Source organism: Enterobacter sp. Ag1, from assembly GCA_000277545.1.
In the GTDB taxonomy this organism is placed as follows: Bacteria; Pseudomonadota; Gammaproteobacteria; order Enterobacterales; family Enterobacteriaceae; genus Cedecea.
Map to the genome: position 1 here is coordinate 1 of AKXM01000027.1, position 23,782 is coordinate 23,782.

A 23,782-nucleotide genomic window follows, 5' to 3' on the forward strand; every position below is an offset into this window, starting at 1 on the left:
TAGGCGCACTGTGTTCATAGCGGCCGGTAGCCGGGATGCCGGGAGGAACACCGGGCAGCAGACCGTGACGGGCCATCAGCTTATGAACGGTACTGAAGGCGGGCAACTGATGCCCGTGGTCTTCAAGCCAGCCCTTAATCTTGCGGGCACCCCAGCGTGGATGTGTGGCATGTGCCATCCGCAGCAGGTCGGTAATGCTGTCGTCGGTTCTTGCGGGGGAAAAGTGTGGTGCACGTGAACGGTCAGCAAGACCGGCAGTGCCGTCCTGTAACCAGCGATGAAGCCACTTGTAGCCAGTGGCAGGAGAAATGCCATAGCGACGGCACAGAAGACGAATGTTCGCCCCGTCCTGCGAGGCGAGCAGAACAAACTCAGAACGTAATGACATGGTATCTCTCGCATCCCACGGCATAAGCGGCTCCATAAACGGGTTCTTATGCCTTAGTTGTAAGTGTCTACCATGTCCCCGAACAAGTGTTCACGATGTCCCCGGACCGTACACAGGGAGAGGGTTAGGGTGAGGGGAAATCAGTTTTTTTTAATTTTTATTTTTTAACTTCATTGGGATAGCAAAAATGTTCACCGACACCATCAATAAGTGTGCAGCGAATGCCGCGCGCATTAACCGTCTCTCGCAGACAAATCCTCTGGGCTTCTGGGTCAGTTCCGCCATGGCTGGGGCCTACGTTGGCCTTGGTATCATCCTGATTTTCACCCTCGGTAATTTACTCGATCCGGCCATTCGTCCGCTGGTGATGGGGGCGACCTTCGGGATCGCCCTGACGCTGGTGATTATCGCCGGTTCCGAGCTGTTCACCGGGCACACCATGTTCCTGACCTTCGGCGTGAAAGCCGGCACCATCTCTCACGGCCAAATGTGGGCGATTCTGCCGCAAACCTGGCTGGGCAACCTGGTCGGCTCGGTATTTGTCGCGCTGTTGTATAGCTGGGGCGGCGGTAGTCTGCTGCCGGTAGATACCAGTATCGTGCACGCCGTCGCGCTGGCAAAAACCACTGCACCAGCGATGGTGCTGTTCTTTAAAGGGGCGCTGTGTAACTGGCTGGTTTGCCTGGCCATCTGGATGGCAATTCGCACCGAAGGGGCGGCGAAGTTCATCGCAATCTGGTGGTGCCTGCTGGCATTTATTGCCTCCGGCTACGAGCACTCCATCGCCAACATGACGCTGTTTGCCCTGTCCTGGTTTGGCCATCATAGCGAGGCTTACACGCTGTCCGGCATCGGCCATAACCTGCTGTGGGTCACGCTGGGGAACACCCTTTCCGGCGTGGTATTCATGGGTCTGGGTTATTGGTATGCTACGCCGAAAGCCGAACGCCCGCAGCCTGCCGCCGCAGGCGCAGCGGAAACCGCCCGTAATTAATTGAGGATTGACCGTGGATCACCTGCCGATATTTTGTCAGTTACGTGGCCGCGCCTGCCTGCTGGTAGGCGGTGGCGATGTCGCTGAACGCAAAGCGCGTTTATTGCTGGAGGCAGGTGCGCGCATCACCGTTAACGCCCTCGAATTCAGCCCACAGTTTAGGGTGTGGGCTGAGCAAAATATGCTGACGCTGGCCGAAGGGGCGTTCTCTGAAACGCTGCTGGACGAAAGCTGGCTGGCAATTGCCGCCACCGACAACGATGAGGTGAATCAGCAGGTTAGCGACGCCACTGAATCCCGCCGGATCTTCTGCAACGTGGTGGATGCGCCGAAACAGGCGAGCTTCATTATGCCGTCGATTATCGACCGCTCCCCGCTGATGGTCGCCGTCTCTTCCGGCGGCACGTCCCCTGTTCTGGCCCGACTGCTGCGCGAAAAGCTGGAAGCCAGCCTGCCGCTGCATCTGGGTAAAATCGCCGCTTTTGCAGGTACTCTGCGTGGCCGAGTGAAACAAACTTTTGCCACCATGGGCGAGCGTCGCCGCTTCTGGGAGAAGTTTTTCACTAACGATCGCCTGGCGCAGTATCTGGCCAACGAAGACCAGCTTGCCGTTGAAAAAGAGACGGAATCGCTGTTCTCCACCCCGCTCGATCACCGCGGTGAAGTGGTGCTGGTTGGCGCTGGCCCCGGGGATGCTGGCTTGCTGACGCTGAAAGGCCTGCAGCAAATTCAGCAGGCCGATGTTGTAGTTTATGACCGCCTGGTGTCGGACGACATCATGAATCTGGTCCGCCGCGATGCAGACCGCGTGTTTGTCGGCAAGCGGGCGGGCTACCACTGCGTGCCGCAGGAAGAGATTAACCAAATCCTGCTGCGGGAGGCGCAAAAAGGTAAACGCGTGGTTCGCCTGAAAGGCGGCGATCCGTTTATCTTCGGGCGCGGCGGTGAAGAGCTGGAAACGCTGTGCAACGGCGGAATTCCGTTCTCTGTCGTGCCGGGGATCACCGCAGCTTCCGGCTGTTCCGCCTACTCAGGCATTCCGCTTACTCACCGGGATTACGCGCAAAGCGTGCGCCTGGTCACCGGCCATTTGAAAACCGGGGGCGAACTCGACTGGGCTAACCTGGCGGCAGAGAAACAAACGCTGGTGTTTTACATGGGGCTTAATCAGGCCTCGGCTATTCAGCAGCAGCTGATCGCCCACGGGATGGAAGAGAGCATGCCGGTTGCGCTGGTAGAAAACGGCACGGCGGTGAATCAGCGCGTCGTGGACGGCACCCTAAACCAATTAGGCGAGCTGGCCACCCAGGTTGGCAGCCCGGCGCTGATTATTGTAGGCCGAGTGGTGGGCCTTCGTGACAGGCTAAACTGGTTCTCAAACCATTAAATACCAAGGGAGGCACCAGCCTCCCTTTTACTTTTCTGCCTCTGCACAGCTTCCCCGCAAAATTCTTAACACGGTTTCTGCGCCGCTGCGGTTCGGGTTGATGCGGATCATCCGCTTTTCCAGCTCCGGCTCAGACTGTCTAAAGGTCCCGGAAAGCCGATAAAAAAGCGGCGGAATTTCATACTTAGATTCTGCGCCTACCGGATAAGGTAATGCACCCAGCTTTTGTGCGGCCGCCAACACTTTTTCGGCAATAGGTCGATGAAACTCCACCAGCAGCACCTTCGACTGCGCATTGGCGATAAATGCACTTTTAACCTGAGGCACAGCGCCCTGAGACAATAACGCAACCAGCGCATCGTTCACCTGCGCCTGAACGGCATGCATCACCGGGGCGAAGACTAACCCGCGCAGCACCTCCATAGCCTGGAAGCCCTGCACCTGACTGCCGCCGGAGTACATGCTCTGACGCACAGCCTGAACGGCCGATTTATCACCGACCACAACGCCAATGCCCACCGGGCCGAATAGCTTAAAGCAGGAGAAGGTCGACAGCGTGGCTCCACACTCGCAGCCGATGTTGTCGACCTTCATCACCGCATAATTATCGTCGGCCAGCGACGGCAAAGCGTGGCGATTAAAACAGGCCACTACATCAGCCAATGAATAGGCGTCATCCAATGTCTGGCGGGAATGCTGAATCAAAGCTGCAGCCGGACGATGAGCCGCAATAGCGGCTTCCACATCATTTAACGTATTGAAATCTGACCGAATCAGCTCCAGCCCCATCTGTTCGGCGATAACCGCCGTGGTTGGGTACAGCGGAGCCTGATGAATCAGCAGCTTATCGCCAGCATTTAGCAATGCCGCCAGCCCGCTACGAATAGCCCCGGTGCCGGCTCCCTGCACCAGCGCGGCGGCTGGCGCAGAGAAGAAATCAGCCAGAACGGCCTCAACCCGCTGCGTAGTGCTGGGCTGATTCAGACCGGGCACCAGGCCGATATCCCCCAGGCTCAGAAAATCAGCCCCAGGAAAATGCCGGCAGATGATATCCACCAGGGCGAACTGCTTCTGCTGGGCCTGAGCCAGGCTCAGGCTTTGCAATGGCCAGCTTTCCACATACCCCCCTTAGGCCGGGATAAACAGGCCGCAGAAGAACAGAATATTCAACACAATGCCGGTTATCATCACCGCCACAACCGGCGCGGCCATTTTCTGCACCGGGCGACCCAGCGATTCGTTCAGGAAGTACAGCGCTGTCGCAAGGGTGAAGCCGGTATAACCCGCCATTTTGATGGCGGCAAAGATAGAGCCAATCAGCAGCGCCATCTCCATCAGCATGTTCATCGCGTTGCGGATGTTGTCCGAGGCGTTACGCACCGAAGGATAGCGGCCCAGCCATTTCCCGATAGAGCGCAGCAGCAGGACTTCAGCGGAAATCACCAGCGCCCCGACCACAAAAGCGAGTAGCGGATTAGCAATCAGGTAGCCGACGGCGAATACAAAGGTGAACCCGGCCACGGCATAAACGCCGGTCGCCAGCGCCGTCGTGGCAATCATCGGCACAAAGCCCAGGCCACGCATAAACTCAGCCAGTGCGGCCTGATCAATCAGGCTTTGAGACTGGGTCGGATCCAGCCCAACCTTGTAGGCTTTTTCCAGCGTAAAGATGGAGACCTCGCTGCCCGCAAACAGCTTCATGCTGGCAACGGTGGCGATCAGCCCACCAACGATGGCGATATACGGCAAATTCTTGATAATACGGGACGTCCGTTCTTCAAACACCGACTGCCCGTGAGCATCGTGTTCATGTTTATCCCGGGAGCGCAGATCCTGAAAAATCGCAATCGCCAGCAGCATAATCATACCCACGAAAATCTCGATCGACTCCGGGTTCAGCTGCGGGAAGAAACGCACCACCAGCACGCGAGTCAGCAGCACAACCACCGCCGCGAACAGGCTGTTCTTCCAGCCAAACTGGTAGAAAATCGCGACCAACGGGAATAGCGCAAAGGCAGATACTACCGGAGAACTCAGCTCACCCAACGAGCCGAGAACATCTACCGGCAGCGCGGTCAGCAGGTGGTTGACCGGCACCAGGCAGGTCAGGATCAGGATCCCCCAAACGGCACCCAGCCCAAACGCCAGCACGCTGTTGGCCGCCAGCACGCCGAGGATGTCGGTCGGCAGGAACAGCAGCCAGCTGTTAAGCAGCCCGGTTTTCAGGGTGAAGGAGATCCCGACGGAAGCCACAAAGCCGATGCTCAGGCCGAAAGCGATACTCCCCGCCTCGCGGCGGTTCATATTGCCTTCAATAAGCTGCGGCAGAATCGGTCGAATCCCGTCATGGAACACCGCCGCGGAGCGGTGCGCCAGTAAAGCCGTCATCCCGGTCAGCAAGGCAACAACAACAAGGTGAAGGTAGAATTCCATACGGATGCCTTTATTTTAAGTAATTAACGAGCAACGGGATGGCGTGCTCGATATGCTCAACGGAGAGACCAAACGCCACTTTGCCTTCTGAAACCAGGCGGGCAATTTGCTCTTCTTTCGCTTTAATGCCGGGCTTAGCGATGGTGCAGCTGCGGTTGTAGCCAATCACCGCGATGGCGATAGACAATGCCGCACCTGCCCCGGTATTACAGGCCCCAATGTAGTAATCAAGCTGGCCGGATTTCACCTTTAGCGCGGCGTCCATGTCGTTATAGATAAACACTTCGAAGCTGCCCGGCGCGGCGGTTTCGATGGTTTGTTTGATGAGTTCGCGCTGTAGGCCAGCGACACCGATCTTTTTCATGGGAAATCCTTACTTATAAAAGACAGAGGGGTTGTCACGTAACATCAAATCGACGTCTGGCTGGCTGAAACCGGCCTCCAGCAGCATCGGCACAAACGTGGTAAGCAAATAGTTAAAACCTGGCCCGCCGTTCGCTTTCAAATGGGAGCGACGAGTAATGTCCATCGACAGCATGACGTGGTCGAGCAGTCCGCGATCTTTAAGCGCGCTCAGCATCGCAATGCGTTTTTCGTCCGGGTAATAGCTGTTTTTGCCGATGGTATCGAACTGGACGTAGGCGCCCTGATCGATCATCCGCAGGATGTTGTCCAGATTGTCTTTCAGGTCGCAGTGCCCGACGGTGACGCGGGAAAGATCCACGCACCATGACTTCAGAAGCGCCAGTTGCTCAAGGCCCATGGTGCTGAATGACGTATGGGTTGAAATCGGCCTGCCGGTTTCATGATGCGCGATGGCTGCCGCCTGGAAAACTCGCTTCTCCACCGGGGTGATAACGTCCACGCTGGAGCCTATTTCGGCGATGATTCCCGCTTTTAACGCCGTGCCGTCGATGCCAATTTCTATTTCATCGATCATCTCCTGCGCCAGCACTTTAACCGGCGTGGTGGCCACGTGCGGCGGGAAGAAATCGTGCTGGTAGTAACCGGTGCAGGCCATCACGTTCATTCCGGTATCACGGATGATATCCAGCAGGAACTGGGGGTTGCGCCCCATGTAGCGGTTGGTCATTTCAATGATATTGCGCACACCCTGCGCGTAGAGTGACTTCATTTCACCGCAAATCAGCTCGTACTGATCCAGTCGGCAATCGATGTTGTCCTTGAAGCTGGAAAGATCGATATGAAGATGCTCGTGGGCATAGGTATAGCCCGATGGATCGATATGCTTATACCCCGTCATGATTCACTCCACCTGTTGAAGAGACATTCAGCAGCGGCAGGAACGACGTTCCGTTCTGCGGCGCGGCTGCCCTAAAAAAGTCACAAACCGTGGCGCCGACATCAGAAAGCGTAGCGCGTGCGCCCAGATAAGTGCCTGTTATACCGGGCTGCCAAACCAGCAACGGCACGTTTTCACGAGTGTGCTTGCTGTGGCCAATCGTCGGGTCGTTTCCGTGATCCGCCATGACGACCAGGCAATCCCCGACCTGCATATCGGCCATCAGCAGAGCCAGGTTTTTGTCTACCAGCTCAAGCCGCTCGGCGTAGCGCGCAACGTCTTCAGCGTGGCCCGCCAGATCGGTTTCCTGAATGTTGGTACAAATAAAGGCGCTGCCAGGTTTATTCAGCTCATCCCGGGTGATATCAAGAATGCGCTGCGAATCGACCAGATTCTGGTAGCTGATGCCGTGCGGGTTAATCGCAATATCAGCCACTTTACCCACCAGCACGGTTTTAACACCGACCTGATGCAGCTGCTGTGGAGCCTGAACGCTGGCATCCACGCCGTAGCCCATATGCACCACCTGGAACCCACTTTTGTATACCCCGGAACGCGGGGCGTTAATGCCGACATAAAGCCCCTGTTTCTCTTCCGCGGCGTTAATCAACTGCTCGCTGCTCTCAAGCAAGCCACCAAAGGCAATGACCCGACCCACTTTGACGCAGCGGCGCACGACTTCACCAATGGCGCGTACCTGCTCAAACGGTATGGTGCTGAGATTGCCGCTGATGTTAAACACCTGTCCAGGATCGGCCTCAAGGTTATCTCCCACGGCGACAGCCTGATTTACCCACAGAAACTGCAGCTCGCCACCTCTGCGTTCAACCTGCCAGCCAGCGTCAGCCAGTTCACGTTCTACGTCGTCGATCACTGCAGAAAACGGCATACGGAGTGGCGTTTGTGGCCTTGTGCCCAAAATTTCCTGGTGCCCCATAAAAGTGTCCCCGCCTTCATGCTGCAGTGCGGCTGTGCCATACGCGGCATCGGCGTTCGGCAGCATCACATTGGCCGTAAAGCCCAGCGCGTTAATCAGGCCCAGCTTCTCAAGCGTGGGTAAACGCAGGTCGGGAAAGTGCTGCAGGATATGTCCGCAGGTATTCGCGCCGATGTCCTGCGGCCTGACGTCCGGTACATCGTCCATTGCGCCCACGCCGAAGCTGTCTATGACCAGCACCAGAAACTTACTCATGTTGACCTCCCGGAATCGGATGCCCAAGGCTGTCGTACAGCGCCTCGAGCACCGGGTTCCCGCTCTGGATGCCGGACACCAGCGCCACATCGCTGCGGGTGACAAAAATCTGCGTGCGGAAGCACATCACCACCGGGCTGCCAACGGGATAGCCGCCCTCCAGCGCCAGGTGATAATCAATGCTGGTGTTGTCTGGCGGCAGCAATCGCGCCTGCTCGGGCTGCACATCGCGGCTGAACACCAGCGCATTCTGCGCATGCCCGCGACGATAATATCCCCCGCCGAAGCAATAGCTTTTGCCCTGAAACTGATGGGAAACTTCTGTCAGATAGAGCATGGCTATCGCCTCGGGCTGATCGCCATGCTGGTTCGCCGGAATGGTGCCGGTCAGCGCGTGGCCCGGTTCGGCATGAGTTACTCCGTGCTCGGCCAGAATGGAGAAAGTGCTGCAGCTTGAGGCCGACGGCGCGTTGATTTGCTCGATCTCAATCCCCTGTTCGTGCAGCAAGTCCCGCGCCTTCAGCAGCGTCATCAAATTGCGGGTTGGCTGCGTCTGTTGCTGCTCTTCGTTCCAGAGCAGACAGGGGAAATGCGTCAGCCCGGCAAGCCGAATGCCCGGCATTGCGCGAATGGCACGTACCACGCCGTCCAGCTCACCGAGCGGAAAACCAGCTTCCTGGCCCGGGTAAAGTCGGTCGTACTCGGCGAATACCTTCAGCATTACAGCCTGAACACGCCCGCTCGCCAGCGCGGCATCGGACACTTCGCGGGCTTTTTCCAGCGAGAAAAGTGTGATGATTTCCGTCTCGCCGTTCACATTCTCTTCGACCAGGGCCACCGGCACCTGCACCAGATGGCCCACATGTGAGACGGGCACATTGGCTTCACGCAGCGTGCGGGCTTCTTTAAAATCAACGGCCACGGCGCCTTTAAAGCCCAACTCAATCAGCTTGTTGGCAAGCCAGGGATTACGCCCGATTTGCTTGGTCATAAAGTAGAGCGTGATGCCGTGCTTCTGCGCGGCCGCGAGCAGTTTCCGGCCGTTCTCCAGAACCTGATCGACATCGATAATCCAGGTATCGGGAAGTACCGCGCCCTGCCGCCAAAGCGTTCTGGCCGCATCAATCAACGCCGGGTTCTGTGCCTTGAGTGCCTCAATAAACATGCCTTGCCTCGCGACCTGATAAATAAACCTCTTAAATAATCATTTTTTTGAATATTTAAGCTAAGAAAAAACGCTGCAAATAAATCCGTTAGCCCTTATGAATCAGCCACAGGCTGAACAGGTTAGCCAGCAGATACCCTTCTTCGTTCGGATGCAGCTGCACGTTGAACGGCGCCAGCAATGCGTGATGGGCCTGCTCAACATCACCAAAGACGCTGTCGGTTTTAATCTCCGCCAACAGCTCTTCATCCAGTGGGTTCACCTCTTCCCCACGGCGGCTGCGCATCAGCGCGTTAGCCATGTGGGTGATGGCCATTGCCCCCTGATCGTTCTGCAGCGGAATAGCCCAGTGGGTCTCCAGCTGCGTCACAACCACTTTCATGCCATCACAAATATCCCGGTCGATGACGCCTGCCTCGCAGAGCAGATTGAGCCGGTCTTCCATACTGATTACCTCTGTCAATAGCTTGGTTCCTGTTCACCGCTCAGCACGCTTTGCTGATGCGCCAGCAGGGCATTCTTATCCACCACCGTTCTCAGCAATTGCTGAATAGGGATATCTTCACTTCGCGTCAGCACCACCGCTTCCGATGCCGTCAGGAAGCATTTGTCCCCGCTTAACGGGAGGGCAGTCAGCCCCAGCGCCGTCAAATCGGCTTCGTTGCTGACGTTCCAAATCACCGCATCCACGCTGCCCTTCGCGATTCTGTGCAGACACTCGTGGTACGACACATCAAGCAATTCCACATCCTGCCCGGAGAAATACACATCCGTCATGATGCGCTGATCCGCCGAACGAGGATCAATCCCAATACGGCGGATGCTCTCCTGCTGCCCGGCGCGGCAAATCAGCTTGTGCTCGCCCACGTATGTGTGCGGCCCCAGCGCCAGCGCGATAAAAAGATCCGGGTTGCTGAGGTAGCTGTCCGCTGCCAGCCTGGACACGACGGCCAGGTCATAAACGCCATTCAGCAGACATTCCACGCGAACATCCGACCCACGCATATGGGCATAATAAAACGGGATCCCGTCAAACTGCGCCTTCAGACCGCTGGCAAGCCCTTCATAAAGCCGGGTGTACGGCAGCGGCATAGCACACACTACATTGCCGATGTCCGCGAACGCCAATAGGGCTTTGTTATCCATGCTCAGCAGGTAGCTGCCGTTGCGGCCACGGCGCTCAACGCTCACGGCCCCGGCCTTCTCCAGCGTCTTCAACGCGGCCTGCGTCAGGCCAACGGAAAAGCCGCATTCACTAGCTAATTCATCTATGGTTTTCAACCTGTTACCACATTTCTCACCCAGTAAATAACGGGCCAGGCTGGACTGGGCAACGCCCTCTTTTTTAATAAAGCTGCGGCTCATCTGTTATCTTCAATTTATTGAATGAATATATCTTCATAAAATTGAATATAGATGGCAAAGGGGAAAATGACAAAAGGAGAATGCAGTCACAAAAAAGAAATAACCCGCCAGGCGGCGGGTTATTCATAGGGAAAGATTATGGATGAGCGACGAAACCGATCGCTTCGTAGACCTTTTTCAGCGTCTCTCCGGCGCGGGCGCGGGCTTTTTCAGCGCCCTCTTTCATGACCTGCTGCAGGAAAGCTTCGTCGTTACGGTAACGGTGATAGCGCTCCTGAAGCTCGGTCAGCATACCGGACACGGCTTCCGCCACTTCGCCCTTCAGATGACCATACATCTTGCCTTCAAAGCTGGCTTCCAGCTCAGGAATCGCTTTGCCGGTGACGCCGGAAAGAATGTCCAGCAGGTTAGAAACGCCCGCCTTCTCTTTCACGTCGTAGCGCACCACAGGCGGCTCTTCGGAGTCGGTTACCGCGCGCTTGATCTTCTTCACCACGGATTTCGGATCTTCCAGCAGGCCGATGACGTTATTGCGGTTATCGTCAGACTTGGACATCTTTTTGGTCGGCTCCAGCAGGGACATCACGCGGGCACCGGACTTAGGAATAAATGGCTCAGGCACTTTGAAGATGTCGCCGTACAGCGCGTTGAAGCGGCTGGCCACGTCGCGGCTCAGCTCCAGATGCTGTTTCTGGTCTTCACCCACCGGGACCTGGTTGGTCTGATACAGCAGAATGTCTGCGGCCATCAGCACCGGGTAGTCAAACAGGCCGGCGTTGATGTTTTCTTCATAGCGGGCAGATTTGTCCTTGAACTGCGTCATGCGGCTCAGCTCGCCGAAATAGGTGTAGCAGTTCAGCACCCAGCCCAGCTGCGCGTGCTCCGGCACGTGGGACTGAACAAAGATGGTGCTTTTTTTCGGGTCAATGCCACAGGCCAGATACAGCGCCAGAGTGTCCAGCGTCGCTTTGCGCAGCGCGGTCGGGTCCTGACGAACGGTGATCGCATGCTGGTCAACGATGCAGTAAATGCAATGATAATCATCCTGCATGTTTACCCACTGACGCAGCGCACCCATGTAGTTACCGATAGTTAATTCGCCTGACGGCTGGGCGCCGCTAAATACGATGGGCTTACTCATGTTCTGCTTCCTGATTTGCTAAAGGTGGTAGCCCGAAAGCGGGCAATAAGTCTTCGAAACGATCGAACACAACGTCCGGGTTGCTCAGCCCAATCGCTTCGCCATAGTTATAGCCCCAGGTCAGGCCGACGCTTGGGCAGCCGGCCGCCTGTGCAGCCTGAATGTCATTACGGGAATCGCCGACAAAAAGCAGCTCATCCGCCGCCAGCCCCAGGGTTTCCATGACTTTGTACAGCGCTTCCGGGTGTGGCTTTTTCTCTTTCACATCGTCCCCGCCGATGATGGTCTGGAAATAATGGGCAATGCCCAGATCTTCCAGCAGCGGCGTGACAAAAGGCGTGGGTTTGTTGGTGACGACGGCGAGCGGCAGGCCTTTTTCTTTCAGTGCAGCAAGCGTTGCGGCTACGCCCGGGAACAAGAAGCTCCCCTCTTCCACCGTTTCCGCATAGAAGCGATCGAACAGTTTGCGCGCCATATTCAGCTGGGCGAGGTCGGGTTCTTTATCTTTCAGCGACCACTTAAGCGCCCGCTGCATCATGATATCTGCGCCGTTGCCGATCCAGGTGACAACGCGATCTTCGCCGGCCACAGGCAGTTCAAGCGCATAAAGCGCCAGATCAACGGCCTGACTCAGGCCAAGCGCCGTGTCGATGAGCGTGCCGTCGAGATCGAAGGCAACACCCCGAATTTTTTGAAACTTATCCATGACTTACCTTAGCCAGTTCAGAACGCATGCAGTCAACCACCGCTTTATAATCAGGCTGGCCGAAAATAGCGGAACCTGCAACGAACATATCCGCGCCCGCGGCGGCAATTTCCGCAATGTTGTCGGCTTTGACGCCGCCATCCACTTCAAGGCGAATATCATAGCCGGAGGCATCAATACGTTCGCGAACCTGGCGCAGTTTTTCCAGCGTGTGTGGAATAAACGACTGGCCGCCAAAACCAGGGTTGACGGACATCAGCAAAATGACATCCAGTTTGTCCATGACGTGATCCAGCCAGGAAAGCGAGGTCGCCGGGTTCAGCACCAGGCCCGCTTTACAGCCGTGTTCTTTGATCAGTTGCAGAGAGCGATCGACATGTTCAGAGGCTTCAGGATGGAAGGTAATAATGCTGGCACCGGCCGCGGCGAAATCAGGAATGATGCGGTCAACGGGTTTCACCATCAGGTGAACGTCGATAGGCGCAGTGATACCGTAATCGCGCAGCGCCTTAAGCACCATTGGCCCCATCGTCAGATTAGGGACGTAGTGGTTGTCCATAACGTCAAAATGGACGACGTCACCACCTGCGGCAAGTGCTTTAGCCGTATCCTCGCCCAGTCGGGCGAAGTCGGCAGAGAGGATTGAGGGGGCAATCAAATACTGTTTCATCCGCTTCTCCAGGAGTCATTCGTCTTTCGGCGGCGGGCGAAACGGCTCAGGCAACCTTCGCTTTATAAAGGGCCAGAAGTTCGTCCACCTTGTTACGTTTACCACCGTTTCGGCTGATGCTGCGGCGAACCTGCAGCTTATGGAAATCGGTGGCGTTCTGATACCACTGGCGAGTCAGCTCGGTGTCGTGATTCGAAATCAGCACCGGAATACTCTGCTCCCGCAGCCTTTCAGCCAGCTCGGCCAGGTGCTGCTGCTGCACCATACTGAAGCTGTCCGTGTGATAAGCGGTAAAGTTGGCGGTGGCGGAAAGCGGCGCATAGGGCGGATCGCAATACACTACGGAACCCGCAGCAACGTTTACCATGCTGACATCATAAGACTGGCAGACAAAAGTGGCATTTTTAGCCCGTTCGGCAAAGTTGTACAGTTCCTCTTCAGGGAAATAAGGTTTGCTGTAGCGGCCAAACGGCACGTTAAATTCACCGCGCAGATTATAACGGCACAGGCCGTTGTAACAATGGCGGTTGAGGTACAAAAACAACACCGCGCGCCGGAATTTGTCAGTGCATTGGTTAAACTCAGTGCGGCAAGCGTAATAAATCGCTTCCTCGTTTTGCACTTTGGTAAAGAGCAAACGAGACTCCCGCACGTACTCATCTGCGCGGTTTTTGACAATGTCGTAGAGGTTAATCAGATCGCTATTGATATCGGCGAGGACGTAGCGTGAGTAGTCGGTATTAAGAAATACCGACCCCGCGCCAACAAAGGGCTCAATCAGACAGTCGCCTTCCGGCAGATGCTTTTTTATGTCGTCCAGCAGGGGGAATTTCCCCCCTGCCCATTTCAGAAAAGCGCGATTTTTTTTCATGCTGTCTTACTATTTACACCTTATCCAGCTGTGGAAAGGCTCCGACAGCGACTGCGCTTATTTTCACTTGAGGTCAGACTGCACCTGATGAATAGGTTTTGCCCACGGATTCTTAGCCTGAACGTCTGCCGGCAGGCTTGTCACCGCGCGTTTTGCATCGTCTTTCGTGGCATAAACACCGCTCACCAGCACGAACCAAGGCTGACCGTTACGCTGAGTCTGGTAAACCATATAGTGCTGCAGATTCTCTTTTTTCGCCCACGCATTCAGGTTTGCGGAGTTTGAAGAAGAGCTCAGCTGCAGCGTGTAGTGGCTGCCTGGCGCACTCTTAATGGCGCTCGCATCCCCCGTTACCGTGCCGCCAGTGCTGGCCGTCGCTGCAGCTTGCGGTGCTGCTTTTGGCGCAGTAGATGCTGTTGCTTTCGGAGCCGGGGTTGAAGTAGCTGCGCTGGTTGATGGTGCAGTGACCGGAGCAGAAACCGCCGGGGCAGGTTCGCTACGTTTCACCGTTGCCACTGGTTTGCTTTCAGCTTTCACCTGTGGTTTAGGCTCGGCTTTACGCACAGGCTCAATCACCGTTTTCTTGCGCTCAGGACGAGATTCAACGGTGCGGGTTGGCTCCTGGGTGCCGGCCAGCTTACGCGGTTCGGTTTTGCTGCCAGCGATTGGCGCGACGGTAGCGGGTTCAGTTGGCAGCGTGGAATTGCTCACCACGTTGTCAATCTGGCCCTGTTGCTGAGGCTGAGTCAGGGCGTTATTCAGGTTTCCAGGAACCTCAACGCGCTGCTGCCCTTCCGGCTGCGGCTGCGTCTGGGCCTGGGTTGGTGTAGAAGAAATAGGTGGCAGGGAAACATCCTGCGGATTCTGCTGGCCAGCTACTGAGGTATTCCCTGCCTGTGGCTGAGCAGCATTTGCCTGGTCGGCAGGTGCCGCACCGTTCGAACCGGAGAGATCGATGCTCTTCTCCGCGCCTGGTTTTTGCTCGGCAGTATCTGGGGTAGATGAAGGAGCTTTCAGGGCTGAACCGATGCCGATGATAAGCAGCAGCAGGACCAGAATCCCGACGCCCATCATGATGTGCTGGCGAGAAGCAGGTGCTTTCTGTTTTGCTGCCTTTTTACGCCCACGCGCCGGACGAGGCTCTGCGGCCAGGCCGTCATCACCTTCGTACTCTTCCTCAACCTCTTCTTCACGCTCACGGCGTGAACGAGAAGGACGACGATCGTCCGCATCAAGATCGACGTCATCAACGTTGATCTGCGGTTCTTTATCGAACTCGTCAGGTTTGCGGGAACGCCCAGGACGACGATCGCTTGGATCGGGTTTCAGCTCGTCTTCTGGTTTAAACTCATCCATTTAACACCCCACTCAAAGGCGTATGCTCATCTCTGCATCACGCCCGAAGTTAAATACTATAAAAATTCTAGTTGTTAAGCCTGCTGGCAATCAGCAATGGCTGATAGAACGACATCGTGCGGTACTCCACCGCGCACTTCACTCTTCCCTATCGCCAGCGGCAGAATCAAACGCAGCTCGCCGGCTAATACTTTTTTGTCACGCATCATGTGGGGCATATACGCGTCAGGGGACATTTCCTGCGGCCCGTTAACCGGTAACCCGGCTCGCACCAGCAGCGCAATCACGCGCTGAACTTCTGCCTCACTGAATTGACCCAGGCGCTGAGCGGTACGCGCCGCCATCACCATTCCGGCCGCCACGGCTTCGCCATGCAGCCAGTTGCCATAGCCCATTTCAGCTTCAATGGCATGGCCAAACGTATGACCCAGATTCAGTAAAGCACGTAAGCCGCTTTCTCGCTCGTCTGCGGCAACAACTTCGGCTTTCAGCTCACAACAACGACGAATGCAGTACGCCATTGCCTTGCCGTCCAGCTTTAACAATGCGTCGATGTTTTCTTCCAGCCAGTCAAAGAACTCGCCGTCCAGAATGATGCCGTATTTAATGACTTCCGCCAGGCCCGAAGCCAGCTCCCGAGCAGGCAAAGTCGACAGGCAGTCGAGATCCACCACCACCGAAGCGGGCTGGTAAAACGCGCCAATCATGTTTTTGCCGAGGGGATGGTTAACGGCAGTTTTACCGCCAACGGAGGAGTCCACCTGCGAAAGCAGTGTGGTAGGGACCTGGATAAAACGCACCCCGCGCTGATAGCTCGCTGCGGCAAAACCGGTTAAATCGCCCACAACGCCACCGCCTAAAGCAATCAAGGTGGTGTCGCGGCCGTGAGGTTTTTCCAACAGCGCCGTAAAGACGGTATCAAGCACCGCGAGGCTTTTAAACTGCTCGCCATCCGGAAGAATGACGGTATCCACTTTAACGCCTGCCTGTTCCAGAAGACCACGAACCTTGTCCAGATAGAGCGGTGCAAGGGTTTCATTGGTAACCAGCATGGTCTGGTCGCCAGCCTTCAGCGGCCAAAAGGAAGCCGGGTCATTGAATAACCCGGCGGCAATGGTAATAGGGTAACTACGTTCCCCGAGAGTGACTGTCAGCCTCTCCATTACGCGGAGCCCACCTTATTGTTGCTTTGCCCGCAGGCGTTTCTTGATTAAGCCAGAATCAGTTGCTTTCCAGCATATGAATGATCTGGTTTGCGACCACTTTGGCGCTTTGATCATCGGTGCGAATTGTGACATCGGCAATCTCTTCATACAGCGGATTGCGTTCACCTGCCAGCGCTTCCAGAACTTCACGAGGTGGAGTCTCAACCTGCAGCAGCGGACGTTTTTTATCGCGCTGAGTACGTGCAAGCTGTTTCTCAATCGTGGTTTCAAGATAAACCACTACGCCACGGGCGGAAAGACGATTGCGGGTTTCACGAGATTTCACAGAACCGCCACCGGTAGCCAGCACGATGCCCTGTTTTTCAGTGAGTTCGTTGATGATTTTTTCTTCGCGATCGCGGAAGCCTTCTTCGCCTTCAACGTCGAATACCCAGCCCACATCAGCTCCGGTACGTTTCTCAATCTCTTGATCAGAATCGAAAAATTCCATATTGAGTTGCTGAGCTAACTGACGCCCAATAGTGCTTTTGCCGGCACCCATAGGCCCAACCAGAAAGATATTGCGTTTCTCTGCCATTTTTTCGGTACTACTAAGACAATTCGTTGATGATAAACCCGCCCGGTAACAACTTGCTGCGGCGGGACATGAACTGAAACCTCATAAGCGTGAGTTCGAGAATCAGACTAAAAATTATCTCAACACTCAAGGGGGTTTGGCAACCGAATAAATCACCTGGCGCCCAGCTTGGGATGAAAACCGTGCGCCAGCTTTACCGGCCGCAGGCTCTCAATACCCAGCCTCCCGAAACGGTACACCTTGTAAGCTAATTCCTCTCTGCCGTCAAACACCTGGGCGCTGTTTGGCAGAAAAACCCGCAGGCGGAAGAGGAAACACGCTAAGGTAATGCAATCAACCTGGGCGTAATGAACACGACCAATTCCCGACGTTGGTGCTTTTTCCCGTCGTGCCGGAACAATTGGCCGATAAAAGGAATATTTCCCAGTAAAGGAACGCTATCTCTGGTGTGGTTGTTCTGCTGCTGGAAGATTCCGCCTAACGCCAGCGTCTCACCGTCCTTCACCTCGACCTGCGTTTCAATCTCTTGCTTATCAATGGCGAGGGCTTCCCCATCTGCGTGCTGGATGCTGCGTCCTGGCATATTTTGACTGATGCGAAGCTGCAGGCGAATGGTTCCGTGGTGACTTATCGTCGGCATGACTTCCATACCTAACACCGCCTCCTTAAATTCCACCGACGTGGCTTCATTCTTGCCATTAGAGACTTGATACGGAATTTCAGTACCCTGCTTGATGCTGGCAGACTGTTGGTGTGCGACCAGTAAGCGTGGGCTGGCGATGATTTCCAGCTGTTGCTGCTGCTCCAGCGCACTGAGCTCAAGCTCAAGCATACGGCCGTTGATCCGGCCAATATTAAACCCTACCGTTGTGGTTGCCGCGTTTACGGCTAACTCACTTGAGACAGTAGTGGTTTGGTATAACCCGGATGCCGTCTCACCTACCGGGGCGCTCCACTTCACGCCAAGCTCTCGCAGCTTATCCTGGTTGATGGTGACAATATGCGCGGACAGCTCGACCTGCCCCATCGAAACATCCATATCTTTAATCCAGGCCGCAACACGCTTTTGCGCCTGCTGGCTGTCGCGCACCACCAGCCGGTTTGTGCGTTTATCCACGGTAATGCCGCCCCTGGGTCCAAGTAGTTTTTCTTCATTAGCTTTGATCCCCGCGGCAAGGTCGGCAACTTCAGCATATCGCGGCGTATAAACCGCTTGTACCAGCGGCTGCTCAAGCGCTTTTTGCTTACGAGCGGCCTCTTGCTGAGCGCGCCGTTGCGCCGGATCCTGTTTCTGCTGGATTTGAAGAATATTGCCCGTCTTCGACGAAGTCAGGTTTGCTAATCTGAGTACCTGCTGGAAAGCCTGCTCCCACGACACATCGGCCAAACGTAGCGAGAGATTCCCCGTCACCTCAGGCGCAATCATCACGTTAAAGCTTTGCTGCTCGGCCAGCGCCTGCAATACCTGTACGACAGGCGTTTCATCTAGCGTCAGAGTGACGCGATTATTCGTCCACGCCGTCAGGGGCATCAGCATCAGTACGCCTGCCACGATGTGCCTTATCATTGACTCTTCCCTCTATTTTCCAGTGGTAGTAGCGTCCTTCGCAGGCGCCGGTGAGCGAAGCTCTCAGCTGCCGCTCAAGAAGCGTGGTCACCTGCACACCAGGCTCCAGAAACAAACCTTCTTTTACCCTTTGCCAGCGTTTCCCCGAGGATTGCATTAAGGCAAGACTTTCTGCAGAGCCAGTCGGGTAAAACACGCCGCGTAACTGCCAGCCATCAAGCCGCTTAAGCAGCGCTTCACAGGGTGATACGGGTAAAAGAAAAGGATTACGCGGTGACGACTGCAGAGGCGAGCTGAGTGCGGCCAGTAACATCCAACTAGCGGCTTTCATCGATAAACTCCAGAGTGAGCAAAACCCGCACTTTTTCCCCGGCCTCACTCAAGATAAACGCCGGTATCTTCAGGCTTGAATAGCTGGTCAGTTCCTTAAAAAGGGGCGGAACGTTGGGCCAGGGAAGCAGCATTTCCAACACAGAATGTCGCGGTTCAGGCCGCCACATCACCAGTCTCCCGCCGGACCGTTTTGCCGCAGCCATGGCAGAAAACGTCTCCAGCGGCACCGCATCAGGCAGCGGCTCTGGTTTCGGCAAAACGGCAATTTTCCGCTGCTGCGAGAGCACATGCTGCCAGCGCTGCTGGTTGTGCTGTTCCTTCACCTGCAATTCCTGTCGCAGGGGCCAAACCAGCAGCCATAAGCAGGCTAAAGCGGTTAATAACAGACACACCAACAGGCTCAACACCCGATATGCAACATGCCCGTCAATGAGGCGCTCCAGGTTACTGAGCATGCTCGCCATCCGGGGTGTTTAAGATGAAGGTAAAGACCAGACCTTTGTGTTTTTCATCGCGCAACTCACCGGGCTTGACCTTAAACGCCCCGGGTAAATCAGCCAGAACTGCTTCAACCTGCACCAGTTCCCGTGCATCTCCCGCTACGCCAGAGATGGTTGCGCTTTCATTTTGCCAGCTAACACTCTGCAGCCAGCTGTTTTCGGGCAAGCGTGAGGCCAGCATATTCAGCACGTTTTCCCAACGTGAAATGTTGCCTTTCCGCATCCCCTCCGCCTGCAATATCGCCCACCGCTGCTGGTTATCTTTCAACTCTGTTAGCTGACGTGATAACAGCGTCTTCAGGGCGGATTCCTGCACCTCATATTGGGTTGACTGGGCCTGTTGCCAGCGCACTTTCATGGCGAGAAACTGAGTCCAGAGCAGCATCAGCCCCATCATTAAAAGCACGCCACATATGAGAAGGCTGCCCCAAAGTTTTAGCCGATGACGGCGTTTTAACGGCCGCCATGGCAGAAGGTTCATCAGCGGCATCATTAGCGTTCGGCTCCCAGAGCGAGCCCCAAAGCGAGCGTGTAAAGCCCGCCATGACGCGGCAACGGCGGCTGCTGGCGGACAAGGGGTTGCCAGGCATTTAGCCTTTCTGCTTCGGCAGGCCAGGAGCGCCCGGCATCGGCATGGCTAAAGGCAATTTCGTCGGCGCTGGCCTCCAACTGCTGACATAGAGCCGGGAAATCCACTGTCTGCCGTTTATCCAGCCAGCCGGAACGTTTGCGGTTATTGACTGATGCCCACAGCCAGTAGCCCGGCTCTTCATGAACCAGAAAACGACAATGCGCTGGATAACAATTCTGAGGCAAGGCGCTCAGAATTTTGTCTCCCGGCGTTATCGTCCGGGGAAAGAGATTCATGCTGGCAAAAATGGCCTGCAATGCAGCAATATCCGCCTGTTTCGCCGCCGTCACGGAAAATGACGAATCATCCTCCAGGTAGTCGTAGCAAAGTTGTTCCGAGGGCATTTGCAACTGGCGAGCCGTTGCACCCGAGATATACTTCTCTTGAGCCGATTCCTGTAACCGCTGGGGAGGCCTGGGAACCTGGCGTTGCAAAGCCCTCTGTGCAGGAAACCCAACCCGCAGATGATGGCGCACGGGGATTTCTTTACGCCATGCGGCAAGTACCTCGCGCAGTGTGTCCAGTTCGGGTAACATGCCGTCCGCAAGTGTTTGTTTCGGGAAAGGTAAATGCCACCAATGGCGCAACTGCCACCCTTGCCGGTGCCACTGTACGGCTGCGGCACGTATGCCCTCCGCCTGAATATCCAGGCCAATCCGCCAACCAGGAAACATCATGGTTTCGATCTCCTTATCCGGATGATAAACAGCCCTGACCCCGAAACAGTAACGGGTATATCAAAGCTCCTGGCTTGCCTTTATACTACCGCGCGGTTGTTTAGAAACTGCCCAATTGAAACCTGATGGGAAATTTAAGGTGAAGTTCGTAAAGTATTTATTAATCCTTGCAGTCTGTTGCGTTCTGCTGGGAGCTGGCTCGATTTACGGTTTATACAAATACATCGAGCCCCAGCTGCCCGACGTGGCGACATTGAGAGATGTGCGACTGCAGATTCCAATGCAGGTTTACAGCGCTGACGGCGAGCTTATTGCTCAGTACGGCGAAAAACGCCGTATTCCACTGACCCTGAACCAGATCCCTCCGGTGATGGTAAAAGCGTTTATCGCAACAGAAGACAGCCGCTTTTATGAGCACCACGGCGTTGACCCGGTGGGCATCTTCCGTGCTGCAAGCGTAGCGCTGTTCTCAGGCCATGCTTCTCAGGGCGCAAGTACCATTACGCAGCAGTTGGCGCGTAACTTCTTCCTGAGCCCCGAACGCACCCTGATGCGTAAAATTAAGGAAGCGTTTCTTGCGGTTCGCATTGAACAGATGCTGAACAAAGACGAGATCCTTGAACTCTACCTGAACAAAATCTACCTCGGTTACCGCGCCTATGGCGTCGGCGCTGCCGCTCAGGTTTACTTCGGCAAAACGGTCGATCAGCTGACCCTGAGCGAGATGGCGGTGATTGCCGGGCTGCCTAAAGCGCCGTCAACGTTTAACCCGCTGTACTCCATGGATCGTTCAACGGCACGCCGTAACGTGGTGCTGTCGCGCATGCTGAGCGAAGGTTACATCAGCCAAAGCCAGTACGATGAAGCACGTAGTCAGCCGATTGACGCCAGCTATCACACGCCTGAAATCGCCTTCTCCGCGCCATATCTTTCAGAGCTGGTGCGTCAGGACATGGTCGCCCGCTACGGCGATAAAGCCTACGAAGATGGCTACAAGGTTTACACCACGCTGAGCCGTAAAATTCAGCAGGGTGCCCAGGATGCCGTCCGCAACAACGTCATGGCCTACGACATGCGCCATGGCTACCGCGGCCCATCTAATGTGCTGTGGAAAGTGGGAGAAAGCGCCTGGGATAAGAAAAAAATCACCGATTCGCTGAAAAGCCTTCCGGTTTATGGCCCGCTCTTCCCGGCGGTTGTCACCCGCGCCGTACCTGATGAAGCCACGGCCATGCTGGCCGACGGCAGCTCTGTTTCACTGAGTATGGAAGGCATGCGCTGGGCGCGTCCGTATCGTTCCGACACCGCGCAAGGCGCTACGCCACGCAAAGTAACGGACGTGGTACAGGCCGGACAGCAGATTTGGGTACGCAAGGTGGACGATGCCTGGTGGCTTAGCCAGGTGCCCGACGTTAACTCGGCGCTGGTTTCACTCAATCCACACGATGGCGCCGTGCTGGCGCTGGTCGGCGGTTTTGACTTCAACCAAAGCAAGTTCAACCGTGCGACCCAGGCGCTGCGTCAGGTAGGGTCAAACATCAAACCTTTCCTGTATACCGCAGCCATGGACAAAGGCCTGACGCTGGCAAGCATTCTTAATGACGTGCCTATTTCACGCTGGGATGCCGGGGCAGGCTCCGACTGGCGGCCGAAGAACTCTCCGGCCCAATACGCCGGGCCGATTCGTCTGCGTCAGGGGCTGGGCCAGTCCAAGAACGTAGTGATGGTACGTGCGATGCGGGCGATGGGCGTCGATTATGCCGCAGAATATCTGCAGCGCTTTGGCTTCCCTGCAGCAAATATTGTGCATACCGAATCGCTGGCCCTGGGCTCCGCCTCATTTACGCCAATGCAGGTTGCTCGCGGTTACTCCGTCATGGCAAACGGCGGCTTCCTGGTTGACCCTTACTACATCACCAAAATCGTCGACGACGCGGGTAATACCGTGTTTGAGACCAGGCCTAAGGTTGCCTGTGCCAGCTGCGATATTCCGGTCATTTACGGCGATACGCCAAAATCAACGGTACTGGAAAACCAGGACGTAGAAGACGTTGCCGTTTCGCAAACGCCGCAAAACAGCAGCGTACCGATGCCTCAACTGGAGCAAGCTAACCGCGGTCTGGTGGCAAAAGCACAGGGCGAGGAGTATGCGCCACACGTGATCAACACGCCGCTGTCTTTCCTGATCAAAAGTGCGCTTAACAGCAACATTTATGGTGAGCCGGGCTGGCAGGGAACCGGCTGGCGAGCAGGCCGTGATTTGAAGCGTAAGGATATCGGCGGCAAAACCGGAACAACCAACAGTTCGAAAGATGCCTGGTTCTCCGGTTACGGCCCGGGCGTGGTCACGTCAGTCTGGATTGGCTTTGACGACCATCGCCGCGACCTTGGCCGCACCACGGCTTCAGGCGCGATTAAAGATCAGATCTCCGGCTACGAAGGCGGCGCGAAGAGCGCCCAGCCCGCCTGGGATGATTTCATGAAAATCGCGCTGGCGGGTGTGCCAGAAGAGCCGATGACGCCACCACCGGGTATCGTGACTGTCAATATTGATCGCAGTACCGGGCAGTTAGCCAACGGCGGCAACAGTCGTGAAGAGTATTTCATCGAAGGTACGCAGCCTACGCAACAGGCCGTGCATGAAGTAGGCACGACGCTTATCGATAACGGGGAAGAGCACGAGCTGTTCTAATCCAACCCAAAATAGTAAAGGGCCGCTTAGCGGCCCTTTTTCATTCTTTAGCGGTCAGTCTTTCAGCCTGCCCTGCTGCCTTAACCATTCCCGGACAAGGAACAAAGCGCTGACGTTACGCGCCTCGCTGAAATCATCTTCATTGAGCAAATCCATCATGTTCGCCAGCGGCCACCGTACTTGCGGCAGTTCTTCCGGCTCATCCCCTTCCAGGGATTCGGGATACAGATCTTCCGCAATCACAATGTTCATTTTGCTCGAGAAATAGGACGGGGCCATCGTCAGCTTTTTCAGAAACGTTAGCCGGTTCGCGCCAAAGCCCACTTCTTCTTTCAGCTCACGGTTAGCGGCCTCAAATACCGTTTCGCCCGGGTCGATCAGCCCTTTAGAGAACCCAAGTTCATAGGATTCTGTGCCAACCGCGTATTCACGGATTAAGATCAAGTGGCCATCAACAACAGGCACTATCATTACCGCCTCGCGGGAAGACGGTTTCATGCGTTCGTAGACGCGGCGAACGCCATTGCTAAATTCCAGATCCACCGTTTCGACATTAAACAGCCGCGAACGCGCCACGGTTTCGACATTTAAAATCGTTGGTTTTATTAGTGATTTGCTCATGTGGCCGGGTTCAACAGTGAAAGAGGTAAGTTATTGTGCGGTATGCC

25 protein-coding genes are annotated in these 23,782 nt (G+C 55.6%); 3 read left to right on the plus strand and 22 right to left on the minus strand.

The genetic code is table 11. The annotated features are described in order from the left end of the window. A partial coding sequence (locus A936_RS11195; protein ID WP_034808865.1) for a helix-turn-helix domain-containing protein occupies positions 1-412 on the minus strand: 412 nt, incomplete at its 3' end. A gap of 163 nt (positions 413-575) precedes the next feature. On the opposite strand from A936_RS11195, the gene nirC reads away from it, so the two are divergent. After that, positions 576-1,382: a nitrite transporter NirC gene (nirC, locus tag A936_RS11200; RefSeq protein WP_008457795.1), complete on the plus strand. Its 807-nt coding sequence runs from the start codon at positions 576-578 to the stop codon at positions 1,380-1,382. A gap of 13 nt (positions 1,383-1,395) precedes the next feature. Continuing rightward, positions 1,396-2,769, plus strand: coding sequence for a siroheme synthase CysG (cysG, locus tag A936_RS11205; RefSeq protein ID WP_008457796.1), 1,374 nt, complete (start codon positions 1,396-1,398; stop codon positions 2,767-2,769). Between the two features lie 27 nt (positions 2,770-2,796). Here cysG and A936_RS11210 read toward each other — a convergent pair whose 3' ends face one another. The 20 genes from A936_RS11210 to A936_RS11305 form a co-directional block, all read right to left on the minus strand. After that, positions 2,797-3,888, minus strand: a complete 1,092-nt coding sequence (locus tag A936_RS11210) for a PLP-dependent transferase (RefSeq protein WP_008457798.1) — start codon at positions 3,886-3,888, stop codon at positions 2,797-2,799. Between the two features lie 9 nt (positions 3,889-3,897). Further along, entirely contained in the window at positions 3,898-5,202 is a 1,305-nt protein-coding gene (locus A936_RS11215; RefSeq protein WP_008457800.1) for a YhfT family protein, read from the minus strand. Between the two features lie 10 nt (positions 5,203-5,212). Further along, a complete protein-coding gene (locus A936_RS11220; RefSeq protein WP_008457802.1) occupies positions 5,213-5,566 on the minus strand; it encodes a DUF2620 domain-containing protein in 354 nt (117 codons plus the stop codon). Between the two features lie 9 nt (positions 5,567-5,575). Beyond that, positions 5,576-6,466 carry a phosphotriesterase-related protein gene (locus A936_RS11225; RefSeq protein WP_008457803.1) on the minus strand — a complete coding sequence of 297 codons (891 nt, stop codon included), beginning with the start codon at positions 6,464-6,466 and terminating at the stop codon, positions 5,576-5,578. Beyond that, a complete protein-coding gene (locus A936_RS11230; RefSeq protein ID WP_008457806.1) occupies positions 6,453-7,697 on the minus strand; it encodes a phosphopentomutase in 1,245 nt (414 codons plus the stop codon). Before A936_RS11230 ends, A936_RS11225 begins: the two co-directional genes overlap by 14 nt. Next, positions 7,690-8,862 carry a YhfX family PLP-dependent enzyme gene (locus tag A936_RS11235; RefSeq protein WP_008457809.1) on the minus strand — a complete coding sequence of 391 codons (1,173 nt, stop codon included), beginning with the start codon at positions 8,860-8,862 and terminating at the stop codon, positions 7,690-7,692. Before A936_RS11235 ends, A936_RS11230 begins: the two co-directional genes overlap by 8 nt. 88 nt (positions 8,863-8,950) lie before the next feature. Beyond that, entirely contained in the window at positions 8,951-9,307 is a 357-nt protein-coding gene (locus A936_RS11240) for a hypothetical protein (protein WP_008457820.1), read from the minus strand. A 14-nt stretch (positions 9,308-9,321) separates the two neighbouring features. Continuing rightward, the gene (gene yhfZ, locus A936_RS11245) at positions 9,322-10,227 is read right to left on the minus strand and encodes a GntR family transcriptional regulator YhfZ (RefSeq protein WP_008457822.1); all 906 of its coding nucleotides are present in this window, start codon (positions 10,225-10,227) and stop codon (positions 9,322-9,324) included. A gap of 136 nt (positions 10,228-10,363) precedes the next feature. Then, positions 10,364-11,368 carry a tryptophan--tRNA ligase gene (gene trpS / locus A936_RS11250; protein WP_008457824.1) on the minus strand — a complete coding sequence of 335 codons (1,005 nt, stop codon included), beginning with the start codon at positions 11,366-11,368 and terminating at the stop codon, positions 10,364-10,366. Continuing rightward, a complete protein-coding gene (locus A936_RS11255; RefSeq protein WP_008457827.1) occupies positions 11,361-12,074 on the minus strand; it encodes a phosphoglycolate phosphatase in 714 nt (237 codons plus the stop codon). The genes trpS and A936_RS11255 overlap by 8 nt, the downstream gene beginning before the upstream one ends. Continuing rightward, positions 12,067-12,744 carry a ribulose-phosphate 3-epimerase gene (gene rpe, locus A936_RS11260; RefSeq protein WP_008457829.1) on the minus strand — a complete coding sequence of 226 codons (678 nt, stop codon included), beginning with the start codon at positions 12,742-12,744 and terminating at the stop codon, positions 12,067-12,069. Before rpe ends, A936_RS11255 begins: the two co-directional genes overlap by 8 nt. A gap of 46 nt (positions 12,745-12,790) precedes the next feature. Continuing rightward, complete coding sequence (gene dam / locus A936_RS11265; RefSeq protein ID WP_008457831.1) at positions 12,791-13,615, minus strand: adenine-specific DNA-methyltransferase; 825 nt, start codon at positions 13,613-13,615, stop codon at positions 12,791-12,793. 63 nt (positions 13,616-13,678) lie between these two features. Beyond that, positions 13,679-14,971, minus strand: a complete 1,293-nt coding sequence (damX, locus tag A936_RS11270; RefSeq protein WP_008457832.1) for a cell division protein DamX — start codon at positions 14,969-14,971, stop codon at positions 13,679-13,681. A gap of 74 nt (positions 14,972-15,045) precedes the next feature. Beyond that, on the minus strand, positions 15,046-16,134 hold the full coding sequence (aroB, locus tag A936_RS11275) for a 3-dehydroquinate synthase (RefSeq protein ID WP_008457835.1): 1,089 nt from the start codon (positions 16,132-16,134) through the stop codon (positions 15,046-15,048). 58 nt (positions 16,135-16,192) lie between these two features. Continuing rightward, positions 16,193-16,714, minus strand: coding sequence for a shikimate kinase AroK (gene aroK / locus A936_RS11280; RefSeq protein ID WP_008457837.1), 522 nt, complete (start codon positions 16,712-16,714; stop codon positions 16,193-16,195). 319 nt (positions 16,715-17,033) lie between these two features. After that, the gene (pilQ, locus tag A936_RS11285) at positions 17,034-18,281 is read right to left on the minus strand and encodes a type IV pilus secretin PilQ (RefSeq protein ID WP_008457838.1); all 1,248 of its coding nucleotides are present in this window, start codon (positions 18,279-18,281) and stop codon (positions 17,034-17,036) included. After that, a complete protein-coding gene (locus A936_RS11290) occupies positions 18,220-18,612 on the minus strand; it encodes a HofP DNA utilization family protein (protein WP_008457840.1) in 393 nt (130 codons plus the stop codon). Before A936_RS11290 ends, pilQ begins: the two co-directional genes overlap by 62 nt. Further along, the gene (locus A936_RS11295) at positions 18,599-19,069 is read right to left on the minus strand and encodes a HofO family protein (RefSeq protein ID WP_008457841.1); all 471 of its coding nucleotides are present in this window, start codon (positions 19,067-19,069) and stop codon (positions 18,599-18,601) included. The genes A936_RS11290 and A936_RS11295 overlap by 14 nt, the downstream gene beginning before the upstream one ends. After that, on the minus strand, positions 19,059-19,499 hold the full coding sequence (locus tag A936_RS11300) for a PilN domain-containing protein (protein ID WP_157141408.1): 441 nt from the start codon (positions 19,497-19,499) through the stop codon (positions 19,059-19,061). Before A936_RS11300 ends, A936_RS11295 begins: the two co-directional genes overlap by 11 nt. A 107-nt stretch (positions 19,500-19,606) precedes the next feature. Beyond that, positions 19,607-20,422, minus strand: coding sequence for a type IV pilus biogenesis protein PilM (locus A936_RS11305; protein ID WP_008457844.1), 816 nt, complete (start codon positions 20,420-20,422; stop codon positions 19,607-19,609). Positions 20,423-20,561: 139 nt separating this feature from the next. Here A936_RS11305 and mrcA point away from each other — a divergent pair, with 139 nt between their 5' ends. Next, complete coding sequence (mrcA, locus tag A936_RS11310) at positions 20,562-23,114, plus strand: peptidoglycan glycosyltransferase/peptidoglycan DD-transpeptidase MrcA (RefSeq protein WP_008457847.1); 2,553 nt, start codon at positions 20,562-20,564, stop codon at positions 23,112-23,114. Positions 23,115-23,168: 54 nt separating this feature from the next. Here mrcA and nudE read toward each other — a convergent pair whose 3' ends face one another. Then, on the minus strand, positions 23,169-23,735 hold the full coding sequence (gene nudE / locus A936_RS11315; protein WP_008457849.1) for an ADP compounds hydrolase NudE: 567 nt from the start codon (positions 23,733-23,735) through the stop codon (positions 23,169-23,171). Positions 23,736-23,782: the final 47 nt, after the last annotated feature.